Genomic DNA, 18,062 nt, shown 5'->3' with positions numbered 1-18,062 from the left:
TGGGCGGCTTTTACGCCGGCTCACCCACGCCTTCCACGCGCTCGGCCACTTGCTTCATCAACCACAGCGGGGTACTGGTGGCCCCGCAAATGCCTACCGTCTGCGCGCCCACCAGCCATTCTTCGTCGATTTCGGTTTCGTTTTCGATAAAGTAGCTGCGCGGGTTCACGGCATTCACCACCGAGAACAGGGCCTTGCCGTTGGAGCTTTTGCGGCCGCTCACGAAGAGCACCACGTCGTATTCGGCGGCGAATTTGGCCAGGGCCGGCTCGCGGTTGCTCACCTGCCGGCAGATGCTGTCGTTGGCATCGAAGCTATCTAGTTCGCCACCGGCGGCTTGGATGCGGGCTTCCATCAGGGCCTTCATCTTGTAGAAGCCGGCCGTGCTTTTGGTGGTCTGGCTGAACAGCGTGACGGGGCGCGCAAAGTCAATCTGGTCGAGGTCGGCCTCGTTCATCACGATAATGGCGCGGTTGCCGGTCTGGCCCGCGAGGCCGGCCACTTCGGCGTGTCCGGGCTGGCCGTAAATCACAATCTGGCCGTCCTGGCGCTGGCTCAGGTCGAAGGCGTGCTTCACGCGGTTTTGCAGCTTGAGCACCACCGGGCAGCTGGCATCAATCAGCTCCAGGTTGTTTTGCAGGGCCAATTGGTAGGTTTCCGGCGGCTCGCCGTGGGCGCGGATGAGGACTTTGCAGTCGTGCAACTGAGCGAGCTGCTCGCGGTCGATGATGCGCAGGCCCTGCTGGTGCAGGCGCTCCACTTCCATGCTGTTGTGCACGATATCGCCGAGGCAATAGAGTGTTTTTTCGTGCGCCAGTTCATCCTCCGCCATCTGAATGGCGAATTCTACGCCGAAGCAGTAGCCGGAATTTTTATCAATCGTGACCTTCATGCTGTGCCTTTAACATCACTGCGGCGGCGAGGAGTTCGCCGGGCGCAAAGGTACGGCGGCCGGGCGGTGTACGGTGTTGGTCGGCAGTATTGCCTTTAATCCCACCCTGCCGCAAACAGCGCCGACGACACCCGGTCCAGCACAAAATCGACCTGCTCGGTGATGGTGATGTGCGTGGTATCGAGCAGCACGGCATCGGCGGCGCGGCGCAGGGGGCTTTCGGCGCGGGTCGAGTCGAGGTAATCGCGCTTTCGCAGGTTCTCGATGATGTCTTCGAGCGGCACATGCTCGCCCTTGGCAGCCAGCTCTTCCTGGCGGCGGCGGGCGCGCAACTCTACTTCGGCCGTCATGAAGATTTTCACTTCCGCATCGGGGAATACCGTGGTGCCGATGTCGCGGCCGTCCATCACCACGCCGCGCTTGCGGCCCATTTGCTGCTGCTGGGCCACCATGGCGTGTCGCACCATCGGGATAACCGATACTTCGCTCACGGAGTTGGAAATCCGCATCTGGCGAATGTCGTCTTCGCGGTTTGCGCCGTTCAGGAACAGCTCGTTGCGGCCCGTGCGACGGTTGCGGCGGAAGCTGATGCTGATTTCGCGCAGGGCTTGCTCGATGCGGGTCAGGTCGCCGAAATCAATGCCCTGCTCCAGCAGGTACAGCGTGACACCGCGGTACATGGCCCCGGTATCAACATAGGCGTAGTGCAGCAGGGCCGCCACGGCTTTGGCGGTGGTGCTTTTACCGCAGGAGGAGTAGCCGTCAATGGCGATAACGAGTTGTTTCATAACGACGCGGGCGGCCATTGGCCCCGCAAGATTACGAAATCCAAGCCTTACGAGCGGCGGGCGGGGTCTTCAACCGCTGCGGAACGGAAGCAAAAAAGGCCGCGACGGACGCGCTTTCTCCCTCATTCAGTTGCGCATCGACCAAATAAAAGGGATTAAAAAAAAATCGGCCAGCCAGCCCCACGCCGGTCGTGCCGTCCTTGCCGGTGCCCCATTCGCCCCGGTACACTTCCACCAGGCACTGCCCCAGGAAGCAGCCCAGCGCCAGCACCACGCCCGGCCGCTCGGCCGCGCCCAGCGTGCCGCGTTGCGCCTGAATAAAATTATCCAGATGGGCCACGCTTTCGGCATCGAAAGCCTTTAGTTTCAACTGCTGCCGGACCTGCTCAGCAGCGGCATTAATGGAATCGAGAGGAGTTGGCGTGGGTTCAGACATAAGGCAAAGTAAACCAGAAACGGCCGTCCGGGTTATTTGCGGGCCTGCAGCAGCGCCTCGCGGCGGTGCGCGGCGCAGGTAGCCAGCAGCTGCGGGGCTTCCCGGCGCGTGGCCAACTGGCCGGCCCGCAATTGGGCGCACACGGCCGGGTCATCGGCCAGCAGGGCTAGCATAAGCTGGCGGTAACGGCGTGTTTTGGCGGGCAGCTCCTGCACCTGGCCCGCGTGGCGCAGCAGCACGGTTTGGTTGGCTCGGGGGAAAACAAATAAATCCAGCAGCGCCCCGAAAAAGGAATTACTGAAAGCATCAGCCGTGCTTGTCGCAGTGGCCGGCAGTGCCCCCGCCGATGATACCAGCGGCCCATTGGGCACCGCCGGCGTATTGAAAGCCCGCAGGGTTTCGGGCGTGGGGGCTTGAAAAACCAGCACTTCGTAGTCTGCGTCGCGGTACACACGCTGGGCATAGCCGGCGGGCACCAGCTGGTGGCCCTTGTGCCGTACAAAGGCCGGCACCGTCACGAATGTATCGCCCCGCACCACGTAGGCGGGCACTTCGTTGGGTAGGAAAAGGGCGTAGTCAGGCAGGTTTTCGGGGCGCAGGCGCACGCGGTCAGGCATATCAGGGCCAAATATTTCGGCCGGGTGCCAGCTGCCGTCGGGCAGGCGGTAGGAGCCGGAGTAGCCACCGGTGGCGTAGCGCGGCGCGGGCGGGAGTGGGTAGTCGTGCGGCTGGCTGGTGGAGGGCGTGCTGCCCGCCGCCGGGGTGCGCCGGGGCACCTGCGCTTGGGCGGTAGCAGCCGTCAGGAGCAACAGGGCCGCAATACGGAACGGAAAGGGTTTCATACCAACGAGAGCCAATCGGGCCGCCAATGGTTGCCTAGTGCCCGCAGGGGCACGGCACCGACTTGCCGCCGCTGTGGTGCCGGTACCAGGAGGTTTTTTTCTGTTGGGCGGTGCGGCGGGCACAGCCGCCCTCGGCCAGCAATAGCGGCAGCACGAGCAGCAAAAGGGCAAGGTTCTTTTTCACCGGAAGCGGTTTTTTGTCAAATATAAGGTTCTTTGCCGACGCAAAACCGGCAGTGGGTCGGTTTGCTTTTCGCTCCAGCCTTTTCCCATGCCTGTTGATTTCTCGCTCACGGCCAACGTCGTCGACATCTTCGCCCGTTCCATTCAGCCCGCCGTTATTCAGGTTGAAGGCGGCCGCATCGCCGCCATTGCCCCCATTAACGACGCCGAGGCCGACCCTGCCCTGCCTTACCTAATGCCCGGTTTTGTGGATGCCCACGTGCACGTCGAAAGCTCGCTGCTGGTGCCCACCGAATTTGCCCGCCTGGCCGTGATGCACGGCACGGTGGCCACCGTGAGCGACCCGCACGAAATCGGCAACGTGCTGGGGGTGGCCGGGGTAGAATTCATGCTGGAAAACGCGGCGCATTCGCCGTTCAAGTTCTGCTTTGGGGCGCCCAGCTGCGTGCCGGCCACGCCATTTGAAACGGCCGGGGCCGAAATCACGGCCGCCGACATCAAAAAGCTGTTTGAAAACCCCAAAATCGGCTACCTGGCCGAAATGATGAACTGGCCCGGCGTGTTGCACCGTGACGCCGACGTGATGGCCAAAATTGCCCTGGCCCACGCCGCCGGCCGCCCCGTGGACGGCCACGCCCCCGGCCTGCGCGCCGACGACGCGGCCCACTACGCCAGCGCCGGCATCAGCACCGACCACGAGTGCTTCACCGCCGCCGAGGCGCTCGACAAGCTGGCCGTTGGCATGAAAATCCTCATTCGGGAGGGTTCGGCCGCCCGCAATTTCGATGCCCTCATCGAACTGATGCCCGAGCATTACCACCACCTCATGTTCTGCTCCGACGACAAACACCCCGATACGCTGGTGCTGGGCCACATCAACCAACTGGTGCAGCGGGCCGTGGCACTGGGCAACGACGTGTTCAACGTGCTGCGCGTGGCCTGCATCAACCCCGTGAAGCACTACCACCTACCCGTGGGCCTGCTGGGCGAAGGCGACCCTGCCGACTTCATCGTGGTAAAAGACCTGCGCGATTTTGAAGTGCTGCAAACCTACCTCAATGGCGAGCTAGTGGCCGAAAACGGAAAGTCGCTGTTGCCGGCCACGCCCATTGCCGTGGTCAATACTTTCCATGCCCAACCCGTGACAGCGCAGGATTTCCAGCTGCCCGCCCCCGCTACTGAGCGCCCCACCCTTCGCGTTATCGAGTGCTTCGACGGCCAGCTCATCACGGCTCGCGTGGATGTGCCGGCCACGATTGAAAACGGCCTGGTGGTGCCCGACGTGGCCGCCGACATACTCAAACTGGCCGTCATCAACCGCTACCAGCCGCACGTAGCGCCGGCCGTGGCTTTCATCCAGGGCTTCGGGCTAAAGCATGGCGCGCTGGCCAGCAGCGTGGGCCACGATTCGCACAACATAACCGCCGTGGGCTGCGACGACGAAAGCATGGCCCGCGCCGTGAACCTGGTGATTCAGGCCAAAGGCGGCCTGGCCGCCGTGGGGGCCGATGGCCAGGAAATACTGCTGCCGCTGCCCGTGGCCGGCCTCATGTCGGACCAGAGCGGGCTAACTGTGGCCAGTGCCTACGCCGCCGTCGACGCGCTGTCCAAGCAGTTGGGCTCGCCGCTGGGCGCGCCGTTTATGACACTTTCCTTCATGGCACTACTCGTCATTCCCAGCCTGAAACTGAGCGACAAGGGCTTGTTCGACGGCCAGCAATTCGCGTTTGTGGATGCGGTAGAGTAAACGAAGGCAATTTCTGGCGTCGTTTCTGCGTAGGGTGCGGGTACGACCCCGCACCCTACGCTGTTCGTTATGAAACTGCTGTCTTCGTTGTATTCCTTACACATCGTCAGTTGCCTGCTGCTGGCGGTACTTCTAGCCCGGCCTGCTGCGGCCCAGAAGTATCGCACGGCCGCCGGCATCCGCAGCGACGGCACCAACTACGGCATCAGCATTCAGCAACTCATTTTGCCCAAAACCACCATCGAGGGCCTGGGCATGTTTGCGCCCCGCGAGCACAGCGCCACGGTACTGGCCGAGCGCCACTTCGGCATCCTCGGCCCCAGCCTGAACTATTATTTCGGCGCTGGCGGCCACTTCGGCAATAACCGCGACACCGGCAACTTCTGGGGGTTCGACGGCCTGGCAGGCGTCGAATACAAAATCGCCTTCATTCCTTTCGTTGTTTCCTTCGATTTCAAGCCCACCATCGAATACGGCTCGGCCGACTGGAACCGGTTTCCCACGGCGGTTTCGGTACGGTACATTTTCCTCAAAAAGAAAAAGACCGGGATTTTCCAGGTATTGGACGGATTGTAAAAATAAAAAAGCCCCGACGCGTAGTGCCGGGGCTTTTCTATCAAGGGCCTTGTCACAACTCAGGGCTTGTCGCCACAAGAGGACGGATTGCTTCGTCGCCGCTTGATGCGCGGAATGCTCGCAATGACGGGCGATTTATGATTTATTGAAACCGCTTTTCCAGCAGCTTGCGCATTTTCTCCTCGGTGAGGGGCTTGGTGAGGTATTCCACATTGGGGTACTGGGCCACACGGGCAGTATCGGCCCCGTGCATAGACGTGGTAAGCACGGCCATAACGGTCTGGTCCTGCACGGGTTTGGGCAGGGCATTGTATAGCTCCAAGAACTCGAAACCGGACACGCCAGGCATTTTCAGGTCGACGAATACGAGGTCGGGCGCGGGCACGCTGTTCTCGGCGTTGTTGTCGCCCCAGAGCTGCTCGAAGGCCTCATCGGCCCGCGAAAACGTGCTGACGTGGTCGGCCACCGCCAGCCGGCCCAGCAGCCGGTTGTTAAGGAAGCTCGTGGTTTCGTTGTCGTCAACGAGTACAATGTGATTCAAATTAGTAGACATATTGTAGTGCTAATAAACAAGCTTTTACGAAGATAACAACCCGACTGCGCTCCCGCAATGGCCCGGCTAACTTATAGCCAGCCCTGCGCGCGCATCCAGTCGTCGTTATAGATTTTGCCGAGGTAGCGGGTGCCGTGGTCGGGCAGCACAATCACCATCGTATCGTCTTCTTTCAGGTGCTCGCGAGCGTATTCCAGCGCCCCAAAAACGGCCGAACCGCAGCTCCAGCCCACAAACAGGCCTTCTTCCTTGGCAAGGCGGCGCGTCATCACGGCGGCGTCTTGGTCGGTCACTTTAATGAACAAATCGATAACATCGAAGTCCACGTTTTTGGGCAAAATATCTTCGCCGATGCCCTCGGTTTTGTAGGGGTAGATTTCGTTCTCGTCGAAGATGCCCGTTTCCTTGTATTTCTTAAACACCGAGCCGTAGGTGTCGAGGCCCAGCGTGAAGATGTTGGGGTTCTGCTCTTTGAGGTACTTGCTCACGCCGCAGATGGTGCCGCCCGTGCCCACACCGGCCGCCCAGTGCGTGATTTTGCCTTCCGTCTGCGCCCAGATTTCGGGGCCGGTGGTGTCGTAGTGCGCGGCCGCGTTCGAGAGGTTGTCGTACTGGTTGGGGTAGAAGGAATTGGGCGTTTCCTGGCTGAGGCGCTTGGCCACCGAATAGTAGCTGCGCGGGTCTTCGGGGGCTACATCAACGGGGCAGACCACTACTTCGGCGCCCACAGCGCGCAGGATGTCCTGCTTTTCCTTGCTCTGCTTGTCGCTCATCACGAAGATGGTTTTGTAGCCTTTGGCCACGGCGGCCAGGGCCAGGCCCATGCCGGTGTTGCCGCTGGTGCCTTCGATGATGGTGCCGCCTGGCTTGAGAATGCCCGCTTTCTCGGCGTCCTCAATCATGCGGATGGCCATGCGGTCCTTCACCGAGTTGCCGGGGTTGAAATACTCGACTTTGGCCAGCACGGTGCCTTTAATGCCGTCGGTTACTTTGTTGAGCTTGACGAGAGGCGTGTGACCAACGGCCTCAATGACGTGGTTGAAATACATCGAAAAATGATGGGTGGGGAGATGGGAAGTGAGACTGCAAAGGTACGAATTTCGGCGGCGGGGCGGGGATGAGCGGGTCTGGAAGCGCAAAAAGAATGGCGGGCCAATGACGCGCTACACGTCCTGCTGGCAATGCCCGGCATGACGTTCAATGGATTGCACAGCTGCCACCTTGCCCTAGCCCCAAAATCCCCTACTTTTGCACCACCGTTGCCCGTCCGGGCTTCCCTCCCCCACTCCATCAATATCCCAAAAACACCTCCGAATGAGCGTTCTGGTCAATAAAGATTCCAAGGTTATCGTACAGGGCTTCACCGGCTCCGAGGGTTCGTTCCACGCCCAGCAGATGATGGACTACGGCACCAACGTGGTGGGCGGCGTGACGCCCGGCAAAGGCGGCTCCGAGCACCTCGGCCGTCCCGTGTTCAACACCGTGGCCGAGGCCGTGGAGAAGGCCGGTGCCGATACCACCATCATTTTCGTGCCCCCAGCTTTCGCCGCCGACGCCATCATGGAGGCCGCCGACGCGGGCATTAAGGTGATTATCACCATCACCGAAGGCATCCCGACCAAGGACATGATTGCCGTGAAGCAGTACCTATCGGAACGCCCCGAGGTAACGATGGTGGGCCCGAACTGCCCCGGTGTGATGACCGCCGGCGAGTGCAAAGTGGGCATCATGCCCGGCTTCATCTTCTCGAAAGGCAAAATCGGCATCGTGTCCAAGTCGGGCACGCTGACCTACGAAGCAGTTGACCAGCTCACCAAAGCCGGCCTGGGCCAGACCACGGCCATCGGCATCGGCGGCGACCCCATCATCGGCACCACCACCAAGCAGGCGGTGGAATTGCTCATGAACGACCCCGAGACCGAAGGCATTGTGATGATTGGCGAAATCGGCGGCGGCATGGAAGCCGAAGCAGCGCGTTGGATTAAAGAAACCGGCAACAAAAAGCCCGTGGTAGGCTTCATCGCCGGCCAAACCGCGCCTCCCGGCCGCCGCATGGGCCACGCCGGTGCCATCGTGGGCGGTGCCGACGACACGGCCGCTGCTAAAATGGCCATTATGCGCGAGTGCGGCATCCACGTGGTGGATTCGCCCGCCGAGATTGGCGACACCATGCTGCGCGTGCTGGGCGGCAAATAAGCAGCGCACTACTTTTTATTTGAAAAAGGAAGCCCCGGCCAAGGCCGGGGCTTCCTTTTTTGCGTTTACTGTACGGCCGAGTATAAATAATTACCCTTTTGGAAAACAACCCGCCCTCCTTTTCTGTGGTCATTCCGGTTTACGGCTGCGCGGCGGCACTGCCGGAGTTGTACCGTCAACTAACGGAAACGTTGGGAAGGCTTACGGATGATTATGAAATCATCTTGGTAAATGACCACAGTCCCGATGCAAGCTGGGCACTGATTGAGGCATTGGCCGCTGCCGATGAGCGGCTGCTGGGCTTGAATCTGAGCCGTAATTTTGGGCAACACACGGCCATTACGGCTGGGCTCGACCGGGCAACGGGCGAGTGGGTGGCTGTAATGGACTGCGACCTGCAGGACATCCCCGCCGAGATTCCCAAAATGTACGCCCACGCCAGGCAACACGAACTGGATATTGTTTTTGGCCGCCGGGCCAATCGGCAGGATACCGCCACCAAGCAGCTGTTGGGCCGCACGTTTTATAAGTTGCTGAAGTGGCTTGGAGGCCCGGTGAGCGACCCCACAACGGGAAATTTCGGGGTTTTTCACCGGCGAGTGGTGGCGGCCCTACGGCATGTGCGCGAACCCACCCGAGCTTTTCCGCTGCAGGTGCGGTGGCTTGGTTTTCGGCAGGGTGCCTTGGATGTGCAGCACGCCGTGCGAATGCACGGAACAAGTAGTTACAGCCTAGGTAAGTTGGTACGCCTGGCCGTTGCGGTGCTGCTAGCCTACAGCGACAAGCCGTTGCGGCTGTTGGTGAAACTGGGGGCAATTATCGTTGCCGTGGCACTAATAGCAGCGGTCTGGCTGGTGGGGCAAGGCTTGTTGGGCCATTCTAATCTTATGTTGCCGGCGCTAATGGTCAGCGTATGGCTACTGGGGGGCCTGAGCCTGACAGCGCTCGGCATCGTGGGCCTGTATGTATCCCGTGTTTTCGACAGTGTGAAAAATCGACCGCTATATATAGTGCGTGATGAGGTAGGCAAAACGTCTTGAACTACCCGCCCTTTGTTATCGGAGCCATATCAACGGGCTACAGCATCAGATACACAATTTGTTTTCCTCCCTACTTCGCCGCCACTCGACGATGCGACAAAGTGTCCCGCTCGCCTTAAGTCCTTGATTACTCCCTTGCCCAAACCAAATTATTTTTTGCAACGCGCCCATGGGGTATGAGCAAGAAATGACGCGGTGGATTGATAAAACAAAGTTATTTCTCCTGTCCCATGTTCATGCGATAACGCTTCATCTGTTTGACACCGTTACTCATTGATATTTCCCATTAATTACTCATTCAATGAACAATATATCCTACAGTCCACTGGAAAGCGCACGCTTCAACATGCGTATTTTGCGGGGTACGGCCAGCGAATTAGCTCCTGAGGCATTGCTGCGCACCATTGCCGACGAGCAAGTCGACGTGGCCATTCTACGTATTCCCACCAACAAACCACATAGACTGGCGCAACTGAGCGCCATGCTTCCCTATCCAATGGTGCTGGCCGATACGGTCCTCACCTTCAAGTGCGATATGCGCGCCTCGCCGCCGCAGCCCCTGCGCAACCCGCGGCTAGTGGTGCGCCGGGCCACCACCGGCGACGAACCGGCCGTGCTGGAGTTGGTGGAAGTAATATTCAACAACTACCATACCCACTACAATACCAACCCACTCTTCAGTCCACAATCGGTATTGGCGGGCTATCAGGAGTGGGCCCTCAGCTTCCTGCATTCCACCACTCCCGAGAAAGCATGCTTTTTGTTTTATCTCGACAACCGGCCCATTGCCCTCACCACCATTGCGCTGCATGAAAAGTATGGCGATGGCATGCTGATGGGCGCCCGGCCGGATGCTACCAGCCCCGGCCTCGGTGGCGACCTGGTACGCCAAATCAAGCATTACTCGCTGAGCCACGGGCGCAGGTGGGTGCACGGCACCACCCAGGTGCAAAATCACGGCGTGCAGCGGATGTTGATACAAGAAGGCTTTTCGCCCGCCGAATCGCACTACACCATCCACATCAACTCGCTACTTAGCCAAAAGACTCAGCCACTTGTTGCTGGTTTGCAGTAACGCTTTGCCGGCCGCCGCATGGGCCACGCCGGTGCCATCGTGGGTGGCGCCGACGACACGGCCGCTGCTAAAATGGCCATCATATCCACGTGGTGGATTCGCCCGCTGAGATTGGCGACACCATGCTGCGCATGCTGGGCGGCAAGTAGGCTTCGTACTGCTTTCGGTAGCAACTCCTTGAATAAAAGCTCCGGCCATTGCGGCCGGAGCTTTTTTATTTACCTTCATCCATCCTTCACCTTCTTTCCAAACAGCGGTATGCGCCAACCTTTTACTTATTATTTCCTGCTACTGACGCTGCTGCTCAACAGCCTGGTGGGCCGCGGGCAAGCACTAACGGCAACCCCGGCTACCCTCGGGGGCTTCACTACAGCGGTGGGCACGCCCTCGGCCCAGCAAAGCGTGTTGGTGAACGGCACCAGCCTGACTGGCAACGTGACTGCTACCGCGCCTCCTGGCTTTGAAGTATCGTGGACCTCGGGCTTTAATTTCGCCGCCAGCCAGATTCTGACCCAATCGAATGGCAGCGTCGCTAACATTCCGCTGTATGTGCGCATGACGGGGGCCGCGCTGGGCACAGCAAGCGGAATGGTTACCATTGCAAGCACCGGCGCCACTACCCAGAACGTAGCCGTATCAGGCACGGTAACAGCGGCCTCCACCCCCAATCCGGCCTGTACCCTCACCAGCATCTCGCCCACCTCTGGCCCCGGCGGCACGCAGGTACTCATCACCTTTTATGGCAGCGGCTTTGTGCCGGGAGCCTCGGTCAGTTTTCAGGCCGGCCTTGCCAGCAACATCACCGCCAACTACGTTTCTTCTACGCAGCTCACGGCGCTGGTTACGCTGCCCAGCGTGGCAGCTCCGGTGGTTTCGTATTTCTATGCCAGCAACCCACCGCCGGGAGGAGGTGGCGGCGGTGGCATGAAGTTTTTTACCATTAATCCCAGCCCGCCGGTCATCACGAGTTTTTCGCCTGCCAGCGGCGCCCCGGGTACGCTTGTCACCATCATGGGCCGGAACCTGGACGTACCAGGTGGAGCAGGCAGCGTAATTGCCTTTAATGGCACACCCGTAACCATCGTGCCGCAGACGCCAAGCATGGGCGCGTATTATGTGCGGGTACCGGCTGGGGCTACCACCGGCTTTATCACGCTCACGAATGGCAACGGTGGAGCCGTAAGCCCTACGCAATTTATAGTGCCGCCCGCCCGGCCGCCGTTCTTCGAGGACTTTGAAACCGGCACCAAGACGGCCTATACGCCGGCCTCGGTGCAGCTCCAGAGCGGTGGCTGGACAATGAACGAAGCCCTGATTGGCACCACGGCCGGCATTGATAAATTCAACGACCTCAAAGCAGCGCGGCTGCGCGGGGGCGGGTTCATCGAAATGGACACCGATAAGCCCAACGGCGCGGGTGTGGTGACGGTGAGCGCCGCCACCTACGCCACCGAAACCGGCGCTTCATTTGTGCCCGAAATTTCGACCGATGGCGGCGTGACCTACACCAGCCTGCTGGGCAGCAACCCGGCGCCAACACTTACCAGCACCCTCACGCCATACTCCTTCACCGTCAACCGCACCGGCAACGTGCGCCTGCGTTTCAGCAGCACCAACACGGCCACGGCCACCAACCCACGCATTAATCTGGACGATATTGGCATCACCGATTACCGCGTGGGAACGGCTACGCTGGCCGCACAGCCGTTGCCCGAGCTAGCCATTTTCCCCAATCCGGCCCACGACCAAATCACGGTTCGGGGCGTGGGAACGGGGCCAGCAAAAACGAGCTTATACGACCTGGCTGGCCGGCTGCTGCTGCCTGCTACCCTGCTGCCGACGAGTGGAGTGCTGTCGATTCCATCACGCTTGCCAGTAGGCCTCTATCTGCTGCAGTGCGAAACGCCGACTGGTGCACGCACCCTGCGGCTGCTCATTCAATGAGCATCGCGCTGGGTGTGCGGGCGGCATTCACTTCGTAGGCTCGTCTGCCGGGATGGACGCTAATGTGCGGCGCATGCCGGTTGCCCGGACGCTGCTTAGCCTACCTAATCGTCGGCGCGGTGCCGAAACAGCTGGGGCCGCAGCACCACGCCGGCACTAATGAGCATGGACACGGGCGACAGGTTGCGCTGGCTTTCACTGCCGGCATCGACATGCGTGGGGATAGAAAACCCCAGGGTACCCTGAAACTGCAGCGGCCCGCGGCCCGCCCGCAGAAATAAGGTGGGCTCGATAAAGAAACTGGTGGGTGAGGCAATGGCTTCGTAATTGCGCTGAAGCTGGCTGTAGTGCACAAACGTGCCGCGGGCCGAGGCTCCGTAGCTCACCACTTCGCCCAGGTGGGCGGCGTAGAGCTGGCCGTAGTAGCGCTGGTAATTGGCCTCGAAGTAGGTGGTGGGCCGCTTGCCGAAGATGGGGATGATGAGGTCGTCGGCGTGCGGGTCGTACACGTTGGCCTTGGCGAGCCCGAACCCACCGATGGCCCCCAAATAGACTTTCTGCTCAGCACCCACCAGCCGATAGGTGCCCACGCCTACCCCGGCCTGCTTGTGCACACTGGTGTATTCCCAGGTGTTGCCGTTAGAAGTTTCGCTGCCGTTGCTTACCATAAGGGCCGTTTCGCCGGTGACGACGACGTGCGCGGCGGGCGACCACGCACCGCCCACTTCCAGGCTGGAAAGCCCCCGGACGGCGGCGGTTACTTCAACATCGCCGGCTTTGGTGACCAACGGCGTGCTGGGCACGGTGGGCACATACACGGCGCAGCTGGTGAGGAGGGCGGCCCCAACGACGGGCAGCAGGGCAAAAGAGTAGCGGAGGCTCATGGACTTTAGCAGAAATGGAAACGTGGACTTATGCCTCAAAGGAAGCAGCAGCCTGCCGCCTTCGGCAAGTTAATTATTCCGCTAAACAGACTTTTCAAACACTCATTATTTAACCTAATTAGACTATAATAGCCTGTAATTCACAGAAATAATTTTCGCATAAAAGGACTTTACAGACAATCTTTTCAGCCCCAAAAAGTGCTTTAAAGCGCCCGTGCTAATCGCCCAGCGTGGTGTTCTTATCCAGATTAATCACAATGCCGACCTGGAAGACGGAGTTAGCGGCCTTCAGGTAGTTGTTGTGCCGCAGGCCAAAAATCTGGCCACTGATGAGCTGCAATTGCACTGGTCCCGCAATCTGAGTGCGGGTGAAGGTGATGGGCTCGAAAAAGACGTTGCTTTCGCCGGGAGCGGCCAGGCCGTCGATTTTGAAGTTGTTGAGCTGCATGTAGCTCAGGCGCATGGCCGCGCCGTAGGTAAGCGGGAAATCGTGGTTGAAAAGATGCAAGCTGTTTTGCTTCTTCTTGGCGTAGTTCACCTGGGCGAATACCTTGGACAGGCTGCCGTCGAGGGTGCGGGTGGTGATTTGGGCTTCGTTGCGCTCGATGCGCTGGGTGGCGCCGCCGCCGCCGCCCACGTACACTTCGAGCACGCGCTTGTCGGGCAGGCGGGTGAAGTAGCCGAGGCTGGCTTCAGCGAAATCGATGTTTTCGGTTTTATCGGATTTTTTGCGGTGCAGGGAGGAAAACGTGCCGGCCACCGCGAGGTGGTTGGTGAGGCCGTAGGCCCCTTGCAGGGCGTAGTTGGTGTGCTGGTTGGTGCTCACAGTGCCGTAGAACTCTCCCTGGTGCGTGAGCATGGGCGCGTGCGGCGGCGGCGGAAAATACAGCGAGGCGCAGCCCGTGAGGCCTGAGGCAACCGATAAAAAAGTCAGACGCAGCAAATGCTTCATACAACGGGACGAGGCGGGGCAAAGAATGGGCAGGCAACGCCTGATGCGGCAATTTCGTGTTTCTGTCCGACATTCTCCCGGATTTGCCGGGCCGGGCTCAGTCGCAGGGCGAAGCCGAACCGTATGTAGAGACAGACAATTATTCTCCTTCACCACGCTCCCTATGCCCGCCGATTCGTTTGATGCCATCATTATTGGAGCCGGCCAGGCCGGTACGCCGCTGTCTTATGCACTGGCCGCCGCCGGCCGGCGCGTGGCCTTTATCGAAAGCGACTCTTTGGGCGGCTCCTGCATCAATTACGGCTGCGCGCCCACCAAGGCGCTGCTGGCCTCGTCCCAACGGGCGCACGATGTGCGCACTGCTGGTGAGCTGGGCATTAAGTCGGCCAAGCCCGAAGTCGATTTTGCGGCCGTGATTGAGCGGATGCACACCCTGCGCCAAAACTCGCGCGACAGCCTGCACCGCAAGATTACGGAGGACCGCGACGGCATTACGCTCATCCGGGGGCGGGCGCAGTTCACGGCTCCGCACTCGCTGCGGGTGGCGCTGGTGGGCGGCGGCGAGCAGCAGTTCACGGCCCCACTCATCTTCATCAATACCGGCACCTCGGCCGCCGTGCCCGACATTGAGGGATTGGCCGACAGCGGCTACCTCACCAGCGACTCGCTGCTGCTGGGCCTTAAGGAGCAGCCGGCGCACCTGCTTATACTGGGCGGTAGCTACATCGGGGTCGAATTCAGCCAGATGTTTCGGCGGCTGGGCACGCGCGTGACGGTTATCGACAGTAAGCCCCGCCTGATGGCCCGCGAAGACCCCGACGTGAGCCATCCGCTAGAAGAATGCCTCACCGAAGCCGGAGTGGAGCTGGTGCTGAGCGCCGAAACCCGCCGCGTGTCCCGCGCCGCCGATGGCACCATTACCCTCACCGTGACCACCACCGACGGCGAACGCCGCCTGCGCGGCAGCCACCTGCTGGTGGCTGTGGGCCGCGTGCCCAATACCAAAGACCTCGGCCTGGAGCACACCGGCATTGCCCTCGATAAAAAGGGCTACATCAAAGTAAACGAGCATCTGCAAACCGGCACGCGGGGTGTGTATGCGCTGGGTGACGTAAAAGGCGGCCCGCAGTTCACCCACATCAGCTACGACGACTACCGCGTGGTGCGCGACGCGCTGCTGCACGGCAGCAAGCGCACAACGGAAAACCGGCCCCTCCCCTACGTGGTGTTCACGGAGCCGCAGCTGGGCCGCATCGGGCTTTCGAAGAACCAGGCCAAAGAAAAAGGAATTGCTTACCGGGTGAGCCGGCTGCCGGCCCGCACCATCGGCCGAGCGGTGCAGACGGGCGAAACCGAGGGGTTTGTGGAAGTGCTGGTAGGCGAGGATGACCGGCTGCTGGGCGCGGCCGTGTTCTGCGAGCAGGGCGGCGAAATCATGACTATGTTCCAGCTGGCGATGGCCGGCAAGCTGCGCTACCAGGAACTGGAGGACATGATTCTGGCTCACCCCACCTGGGCCGAGGTGTTGAACAATGCCTTCCAGCGACTGAAGCCGGGGGAATAATCGGCTAAGCCAACTGCTTATCGTGCATGAACTCGCGCACGGCGCGGGAGTCATTCAGCACCTTCAGCACTACGAAGTGCAGCAGCGTGGTGAGGCTGTAGCCCAGCAGCGGGCCGCCGTCGCGCCAGGTCCAGTACAGCACCAGCGCGCCGAACAGGAATTGCAGCCCGTTCACAAGCAGCGCCAGCGTGATGGCATGCCGCCACCGCCCAAACAGCAGCAGAATCATCAGCACGTTCAAGGTCTGGCTGTGGGCTACGTGGCCGGTTTCACTCACAAACAAGAGTTTGAAATGGGCCGGCAGCCAAGAGCTGAACAACATACAGGCGGATACCAGGAGAAGCAGGCGGAAACCTTGGCTGTTGATGAGCATGGTGGGGCAGATAGAAGAAATATCGTGTGCTAAACTACGCGGCGGGAGGCAAAAGTGCTGTTGGAGCCTCCCAGCGTCAGTTTATTAAAGACGTATGTTTTGAGATGCAGGCATTCGTTTGATTTCGTCGTGGTGTTTAGCAGTTTTAATAACTAAATCAGCCAAGCTCTTAAGTTTTATTGCCCGCTCATCTTGGGTACCAACACAATTGTCATCGTAGCTTATAGTCTTTTCTACATTTTTAACGCGTACAGTAATAATAATTGTACAGTAATAATAATTAAGGTGCTAGGGTCCATCATTGCTTTACACTTCGGTTTTAAGTAGCCTGGATAAGATGTAATATTCATTTTCAGGATTCTATCATAAACAGCTGCTTTTTCAGCAGAGCTAATTCTAAAGTTGATTGTAGAGTCTGTCAAAATGAAAACACCGTTAGCCATGCGTTTTTGCGAAACACCTTTGCGTGTGAACGTATTTTGGAACGTGTCAATTATATCATCTCCATAATTAACTCTAATGGCAAAGTCCTTCGGGACCACTATAGATTTAGGCTCACCTTGAGCTAGGAAGCATAATACTGCGGTGCTGAGAAGCTTCGAAAGTATCACTGGTACAAAACTTTTTTAAACCCAAAACCCCCGCGCCAGCCTTGCAGCCGACGCGGGGGTTTCTGTTGGTGCTTAGGCAGCGGCCAAGCTACTACATATTCTTCACTATCTCCTGGGCGAATTCGCTCGTTTTGAGGAGGGTGGCGCCTTCCATCTGGCGTTCGAAGTCGTAGGTCACACGCTTGCTGGCAATGGCGGCTTCGAGGCCCTTGTTGATGAGGGCAGCGGCTTCTTTCCAGCCCATGTACTCCAGCATCATCACGCCGGAGAGGATGACGGAGCCGGGGTTCACCTTGTCCTGGTTGGCGTATTTGGGGGCCGTGCCGTGAGTGGCTTCAAAGATGGCGTGGCCGCTCACGTAGTTGATGTTGGCGCCCGGCGCGATGCCAATGCCGCCCACGATGGCCGCCAGCGCGTCGGAGATGTAGTCGCCGTTCAGGTTCAGCGTAGCGACCACCGAGTACTCAGCGGGGCGCAGCAGAATCTGTTGCAGGAAGGCATCGGCAATGCTGTCCTTGATGATTAGCTTGCCCTGCTCCACAGCTTGCTTCTGCAGCGCGTCGGCCACGGCCACGCCCTGCTTGGCTACGATTTTATCGTACTGAGCCCAGGTAAACACCTTGGCACCGAATTCCTTTTCGGCCAGCTCGTAGCCCCAGGTTTTGAAGGCGCCTTCGGTGAACTTCATGATGTTGCCCTTGTGCACCAGCGTCACGCTCGGCAGCTTGTTGTCGAGGGCGTACTTGATGGCGGCGCGCACGAGGCGCTCGGTGCCTTCCTTGCTCACCGGCTTGATGCCGAACGAAGACGACTCAGGGAAGCGGATTTTCTTCACGCCCATCTCGTCCTGCAGAAATTCGAGCATTTTCTGCGCCTGGGGCGTGCCATTCATGTACTCGATACCGGCGTAGATGTCCTCCGTGTTCTCGCGGAAAATAACCATGTCGGTCAGCTCCGGGTGCTTCACGGGCGAGGGCACGCCGTCGTAGTAGCGCACTGGGCGCACGCAGGCGTAGAGGTCAAGTTCCTGGCGCAGGGCTACGTTGAGGGAGCGAATGCCGCCGCCTACAGGCGTGGTGAGCGGGCCTTTGATGCCCACGAGGTATTCGCGGAAAGCGTCGAGGGTTTCGTTGGGGAGCCAGTTGGTAGTGGCTTTGTAGGCTTTTTCACCGGCCAGCACTTCTTTCCATACCAGCTGCTTTTTGCCGCCGTAGGCTTTTTCCACCGCGGCGTCGAACACCAGCTTGGAGGCGCGCCAGATGTCCGGCCCCGTGCCGTCGCCCTCGATGAAGGGGATGGTGGGTTTGTCCGGAACGGTCAGCTTGCCGTTTTTAATGGTGATTTTTTGCTCTGCCATGTGGGTAAAATGGTGTATTTGTTGATGTTCAGGCGGGGAACCTCACCCC

17 protein-coding genes and 2 pseudogenes are annotated in these 18,062 nt (G+C 59.6%); 8 read left to right on the top strand and 11 right to left on the bottom strand.

Going from position 1 to position 18,062, the window contains the following annotated elements; genetic code table 11:
• Window positions 1–10 precede the first annotated feature (10 nt).
• The 5 genes from I7X13_RS05180 to I7X13_RS05160 form a co-directional block, all read right to left on the bottom strand.
• Complete coding sequence (locus I7X13_RS05180; protein WP_198067101.1) at window positions 11–892, bottom strand: 4-hydroxy-3-methylbut-2-enyl diphosphate reductase; 882 nt, start codon at window positions 890–892, stop codon at window positions 11–13.
• A 95-nt stretch (window positions 893–987) separates the two neighbouring features.
• Entirely contained in the window at window positions 988–1,680 is a 693-nt protein-coding gene (gene cmk / locus I7X13_RS05175) for a (d)CMP kinase (RefSeq protein ID WP_198067102.1), read from the bottom strand.
• Window positions 1,681–1,711: 31 nt separating this feature from the next.
• Window positions 1,712–2,116, bottom strand: a complete 405-nt coding sequence (locus I7X13_RS05170; RefSeq protein ID WP_198067103.1) for a hypothetical protein — start codon at window positions 2,114–2,116, stop codon at window positions 1,712–1,714.
• Window positions 2,117–2,148: 32 nt separating this feature from the next.
• Window positions 2,149–2,958, bottom strand: a complete 810-nt coding sequence (locus I7X13_RS05165) for a hypothetical protein (protein WP_198074645.1) — start codon at window positions 2,956–2,958, stop codon at window positions 2,149–2,151.
• Between the two features lie 34 nt (window positions 2,959–2,992).
• A complete protein-coding gene (locus I7X13_RS05160; protein WP_198074644.1) occupies window positions 2,993–3,142 on the bottom strand; it encodes a hypothetical protein in 150 nt (49 codons plus the stop codon).
• An 87-nt stretch (window positions 3,143–3,229) separates the two neighbouring features.
• Here I7X13_RS05160 and ade point away from each other — a divergent pair, with 87 nt between their 5' ends.
• Together ade and I7X13_RS05150 are read left to right on the top strand one after the other, a co-directional pair.
• Window positions 3,230–4,888, top strand: coding sequence for an adenine deaminase (ade, locus tag I7X13_RS05155; RefSeq protein ID WP_198074643.1), 1,659 nt, complete (start codon window positions 3,230–3,232; stop codon window positions 4,886–4,888).
• A gap of 69 nt (window positions 4,889–4,957) precedes the next feature.
• The gene (locus I7X13_RS05150) at window positions 4,958–5,464 is read left to right on the top strand and encodes a hypothetical protein (RefSeq protein ID WP_198074642.1); all 507 of its coding nucleotides are present in this window, start codon (window positions 4,958–4,960) and stop codon (window positions 5,462–5,464) included.
• 142 nt (window positions 5,465–5,606) lie between these two features.
• On the opposite strand, the gene I7X13_RS05145 is transcribed toward I7X13_RS05150, so the two are convergent.
• Both I7X13_RS05145 and I7X13_RS05140 read right to left on the bottom strand, forming a co-directional pair.
• The gene (locus tag I7X13_RS05145; RefSeq protein WP_198074641.1) at window positions 5,607–6,005 is read right to left on the bottom strand and encodes a response regulator; all 399 of its coding nucleotides are present in this window, start codon (window positions 6,003–6,005) and stop codon (window positions 5,607–5,609) included.
• An 86-nt stretch (window positions 6,006–6,091) separates the two neighbouring features.
• Window positions 6,092–7,066: pseudogene (locus I7X13_RS05140) on the bottom strand (PLP-dependent cysteine synthase family protein); the annotation flags it as partial.
• Between the two features lie 265 nt (window positions 7,067–7,331).
• On the opposite strand from I7X13_RS05140, the gene sucD reads away from it, so the two are divergent.
• From sucD to I7X13_RS05120, 5 genes and pseudogenes are all read left to right on the top strand, one after another.
• Window positions 7,332–8,213 carry a succinate--CoA ligase subunit alpha gene (gene sucD / locus I7X13_RS05135; protein WP_198067110.1) on the top strand — a complete coding sequence of 294 codons (882 nt, stop codon included), beginning with the start codon at window positions 7,332–7,334 and terminating at the stop codon, window positions 8,211–8,213.
• Window positions 8,214–8,311: 98 nt separating this feature from the next.
• Window positions 8,312–9,253, top strand: a complete 942-nt coding sequence (locus I7X13_RS05130; RefSeq protein ID WP_198074639.1) for a glycosyltransferase family 2 protein — start codon at window positions 8,312–8,314, stop codon at window positions 9,251–9,253.
• Between the two features lie 301 nt (window positions 9,254–9,554).
• Window positions 9,555–10,328, top strand: a complete 774-nt coding sequence (locus I7X13_RS05125) for a GNAT family N-acetyltransferase (protein WP_198075078.1) — start codon at window positions 9,555–9,557, stop codon at window positions 10,326–10,328.
• Between the two features lie 9 nt (window positions 10,329–10,337).
• Window positions 10,338–10,477 (top strand): annotated as a pseudogene (locus tag I7X13_RS22020) (succinate--CoA ligase subunit alpha); the annotation flags it as partial.
• A 109-nt stretch (window positions 10,478–10,586) separates the two neighbouring features.
• The gene (locus I7X13_RS05120; protein ID WP_198074638.1) at window positions 10,587–12,272 is read left to right on the top strand and encodes an IPT/TIG domain-containing protein; all 1,686 of its coding nucleotides are present in this window, start codon (window positions 10,587–10,589) and stop codon (window positions 12,270–12,272) included.
• Window positions 12,273–12,376: 104 nt separating this feature from the next.
• Here I7X13_RS05120 and I7X13_RS05115 read toward each other — a convergent pair whose 3' ends face one another.
• On the bottom strand, window positions 12,377–13,156 hold the full coding sequence (locus tag I7X13_RS05115) for a hypothetical protein (RefSeq protein WP_198067113.1): 780 nt from the start codon (window positions 13,154–13,156) through the stop codon (window positions 12,377–12,379).
• A 217-nt stretch (window positions 13,157–13,373) separates the two neighbouring features.
• Window positions 13,374–14,108 (bottom strand): hypothetical protein, encoded by a 735-nt coding sequence (locus I7X13_RS05110; protein ID WP_198067114.1) that lies wholly within the window; start codon window positions 14,106–14,108, stop codon window positions 13,374–13,376.
• A 163-nt stretch (window positions 14,109–14,271) separates the two neighbouring features.
• Here I7X13_RS05110 and I7X13_RS05105 point away from each other — a divergent pair, with 163 nt between their 5' ends.
• Window positions 14,272–15,672, top strand: a complete 1,401-nt coding sequence (locus I7X13_RS05105; protein WP_198074637.1) for a mercuric reductase — start codon at window positions 14,272–14,274, stop codon at window positions 15,670–15,672.
• Between the two features lie 4 nt (window positions 15,673–15,676).
• Here I7X13_RS05105 and I7X13_RS05100 read toward each other — a convergent pair whose 3' ends face one another.
• Together I7X13_RS05100 and icd are read right to left on the bottom strand one after the other, a co-directional pair.
• A complete protein-coding gene (locus I7X13_RS05100; RefSeq protein WP_198074636.1) occupies window positions 15,677–15,994 on the bottom strand; it encodes a hypothetical protein in 318 nt (105 codons plus the stop codon).
• 753 nt (window positions 15,995–16,747) lie between these two features.
• Window positions 16,748–18,013 (bottom strand): NADP-dependent isocitrate dehydrogenase, encoded by a 1,266-nt coding sequence (gene icd / locus I7X13_RS05095; RefSeq protein ID WP_198074635.1) that lies wholly within the window; start codon window positions 18,011–18,013, stop codon window positions 16,748–16,750.
• Window positions 18,014–18,062: the final 49 nt, after the last annotated feature.

It is taken from the genome of Hymenobacter negativus (genome assembly GCF_016056375.1).
GTDB classification, from domain to species: Bacteria; Bacteroidota; Bacteroidia; order Cytophagales; family Hymenobacteraceae; genus Hymenobacter; species Hymenobacter negativus_A.
This window is presented reverse-complemented; position numbering and strand designations above follow the sequence as displayed.

What these genes read in the sequence shown, in the direction of transcription:
- I7X13_RS05180 (WP_198067101.1), bottom strand. Translation starts at nt 892, where the DNA reads ATGAAGGTCACGATTGATAAAAATTCCGGCTACTGCTTCGGCGTAGAA.
- cmk (WP_198067102.1), bottom strand. Translation starts at nt 1,680, where the DNA reads ATGAAACAACTCGTTATCGCCATTGACGGCTACTCCTCCTGCGGTAAA.
- I7X13_RS05170 (WP_198067103.1), bottom strand. Translation starts at nt 2,116, where the DNA reads ATGTCTGAACCCACGCCAACTCCTCTCGATTCCATTAATGCCGCTGCT.
- I7X13_RS05165 (WP_198074645.1), bottom strand. Translation starts at nt 2,958, where the DNA reads ATGAAACCCTTTCCGTTCCGTATTGCGGCCCTGTTGCTCCTGACGGCT.
- ade (WP_198074643.1), top strand. Translation starts at nt 3,230, where the DNA reads ATGCCTGTTGATTTCTCGCTCACGGCCAACGTCGTCGACATCTTCGCC.
- I7X13_RS05150 (WP_198074642.1), top strand. Translation starts at nt 4,958, where the DNA reads ATGAAACTGCTGTCTTCGTTGTATTCCTTACACATCGTCAGTTGCCTG.
- sucD (WP_198067110.1), top strand. Translation starts at nt 7,332, where the DNA reads ATGAGCGTTCTGGTCAATAAAGATTCCAAGGTTATCGTACAGGGCTTC.
- I7X13_RS05125 (WP_198075078.1), top strand. Translation starts at nt 9,555, where the DNA reads ATGAACAATATATCCTACAGTCCACTGGAAAGCGCACGCTTCAACATG.
- I7X13_RS05120 (WP_198074638.1), top strand. Translation starts at nt 10,587, where the DNA reads ATGCGCCAACCTTTTACTTATTATTTCCTGCTACTGACGCTGCTGCTC.
- I7X13_RS05115 (WP_198067113.1), bottom strand. Translation starts at nt 13,156, where the DNA reads ATGAGCCTCCGCTACTCTTTTGCCCTGCTGCCCGTCGTTGGGGCCGCC.
- I7X13_RS05110 (WP_198067114.1), bottom strand. Translation starts at nt 14,108, where the DNA reads ATGAAGCATTTGCTGCGTCTGACTTTTTTATCGGTTGCCTCAGGCCTC.
- I7X13_RS05105 (WP_198074637.1), top strand. Translation starts at nt 14,272, where the DNA reads ATGCCCGCCGATTCGTTTGATGCCATCATTATTGGAGCCGGCCAGGCC.
- I7X13_RS05100 (WP_198074636.1), bottom strand. Translation starts at nt 15,994, where the DNA reads ATGTTGTTCAGCTCTTGGCTGCCGGCCCATTTCAAACTCTTGTTTGTG.
- icd (WP_198074635.1), bottom strand. Translation starts at nt 18,013, where the DNA reads ATGGCAGAGCAAAAAATCACCATTAAAAACGGCAAGCTGACCGTTCCG.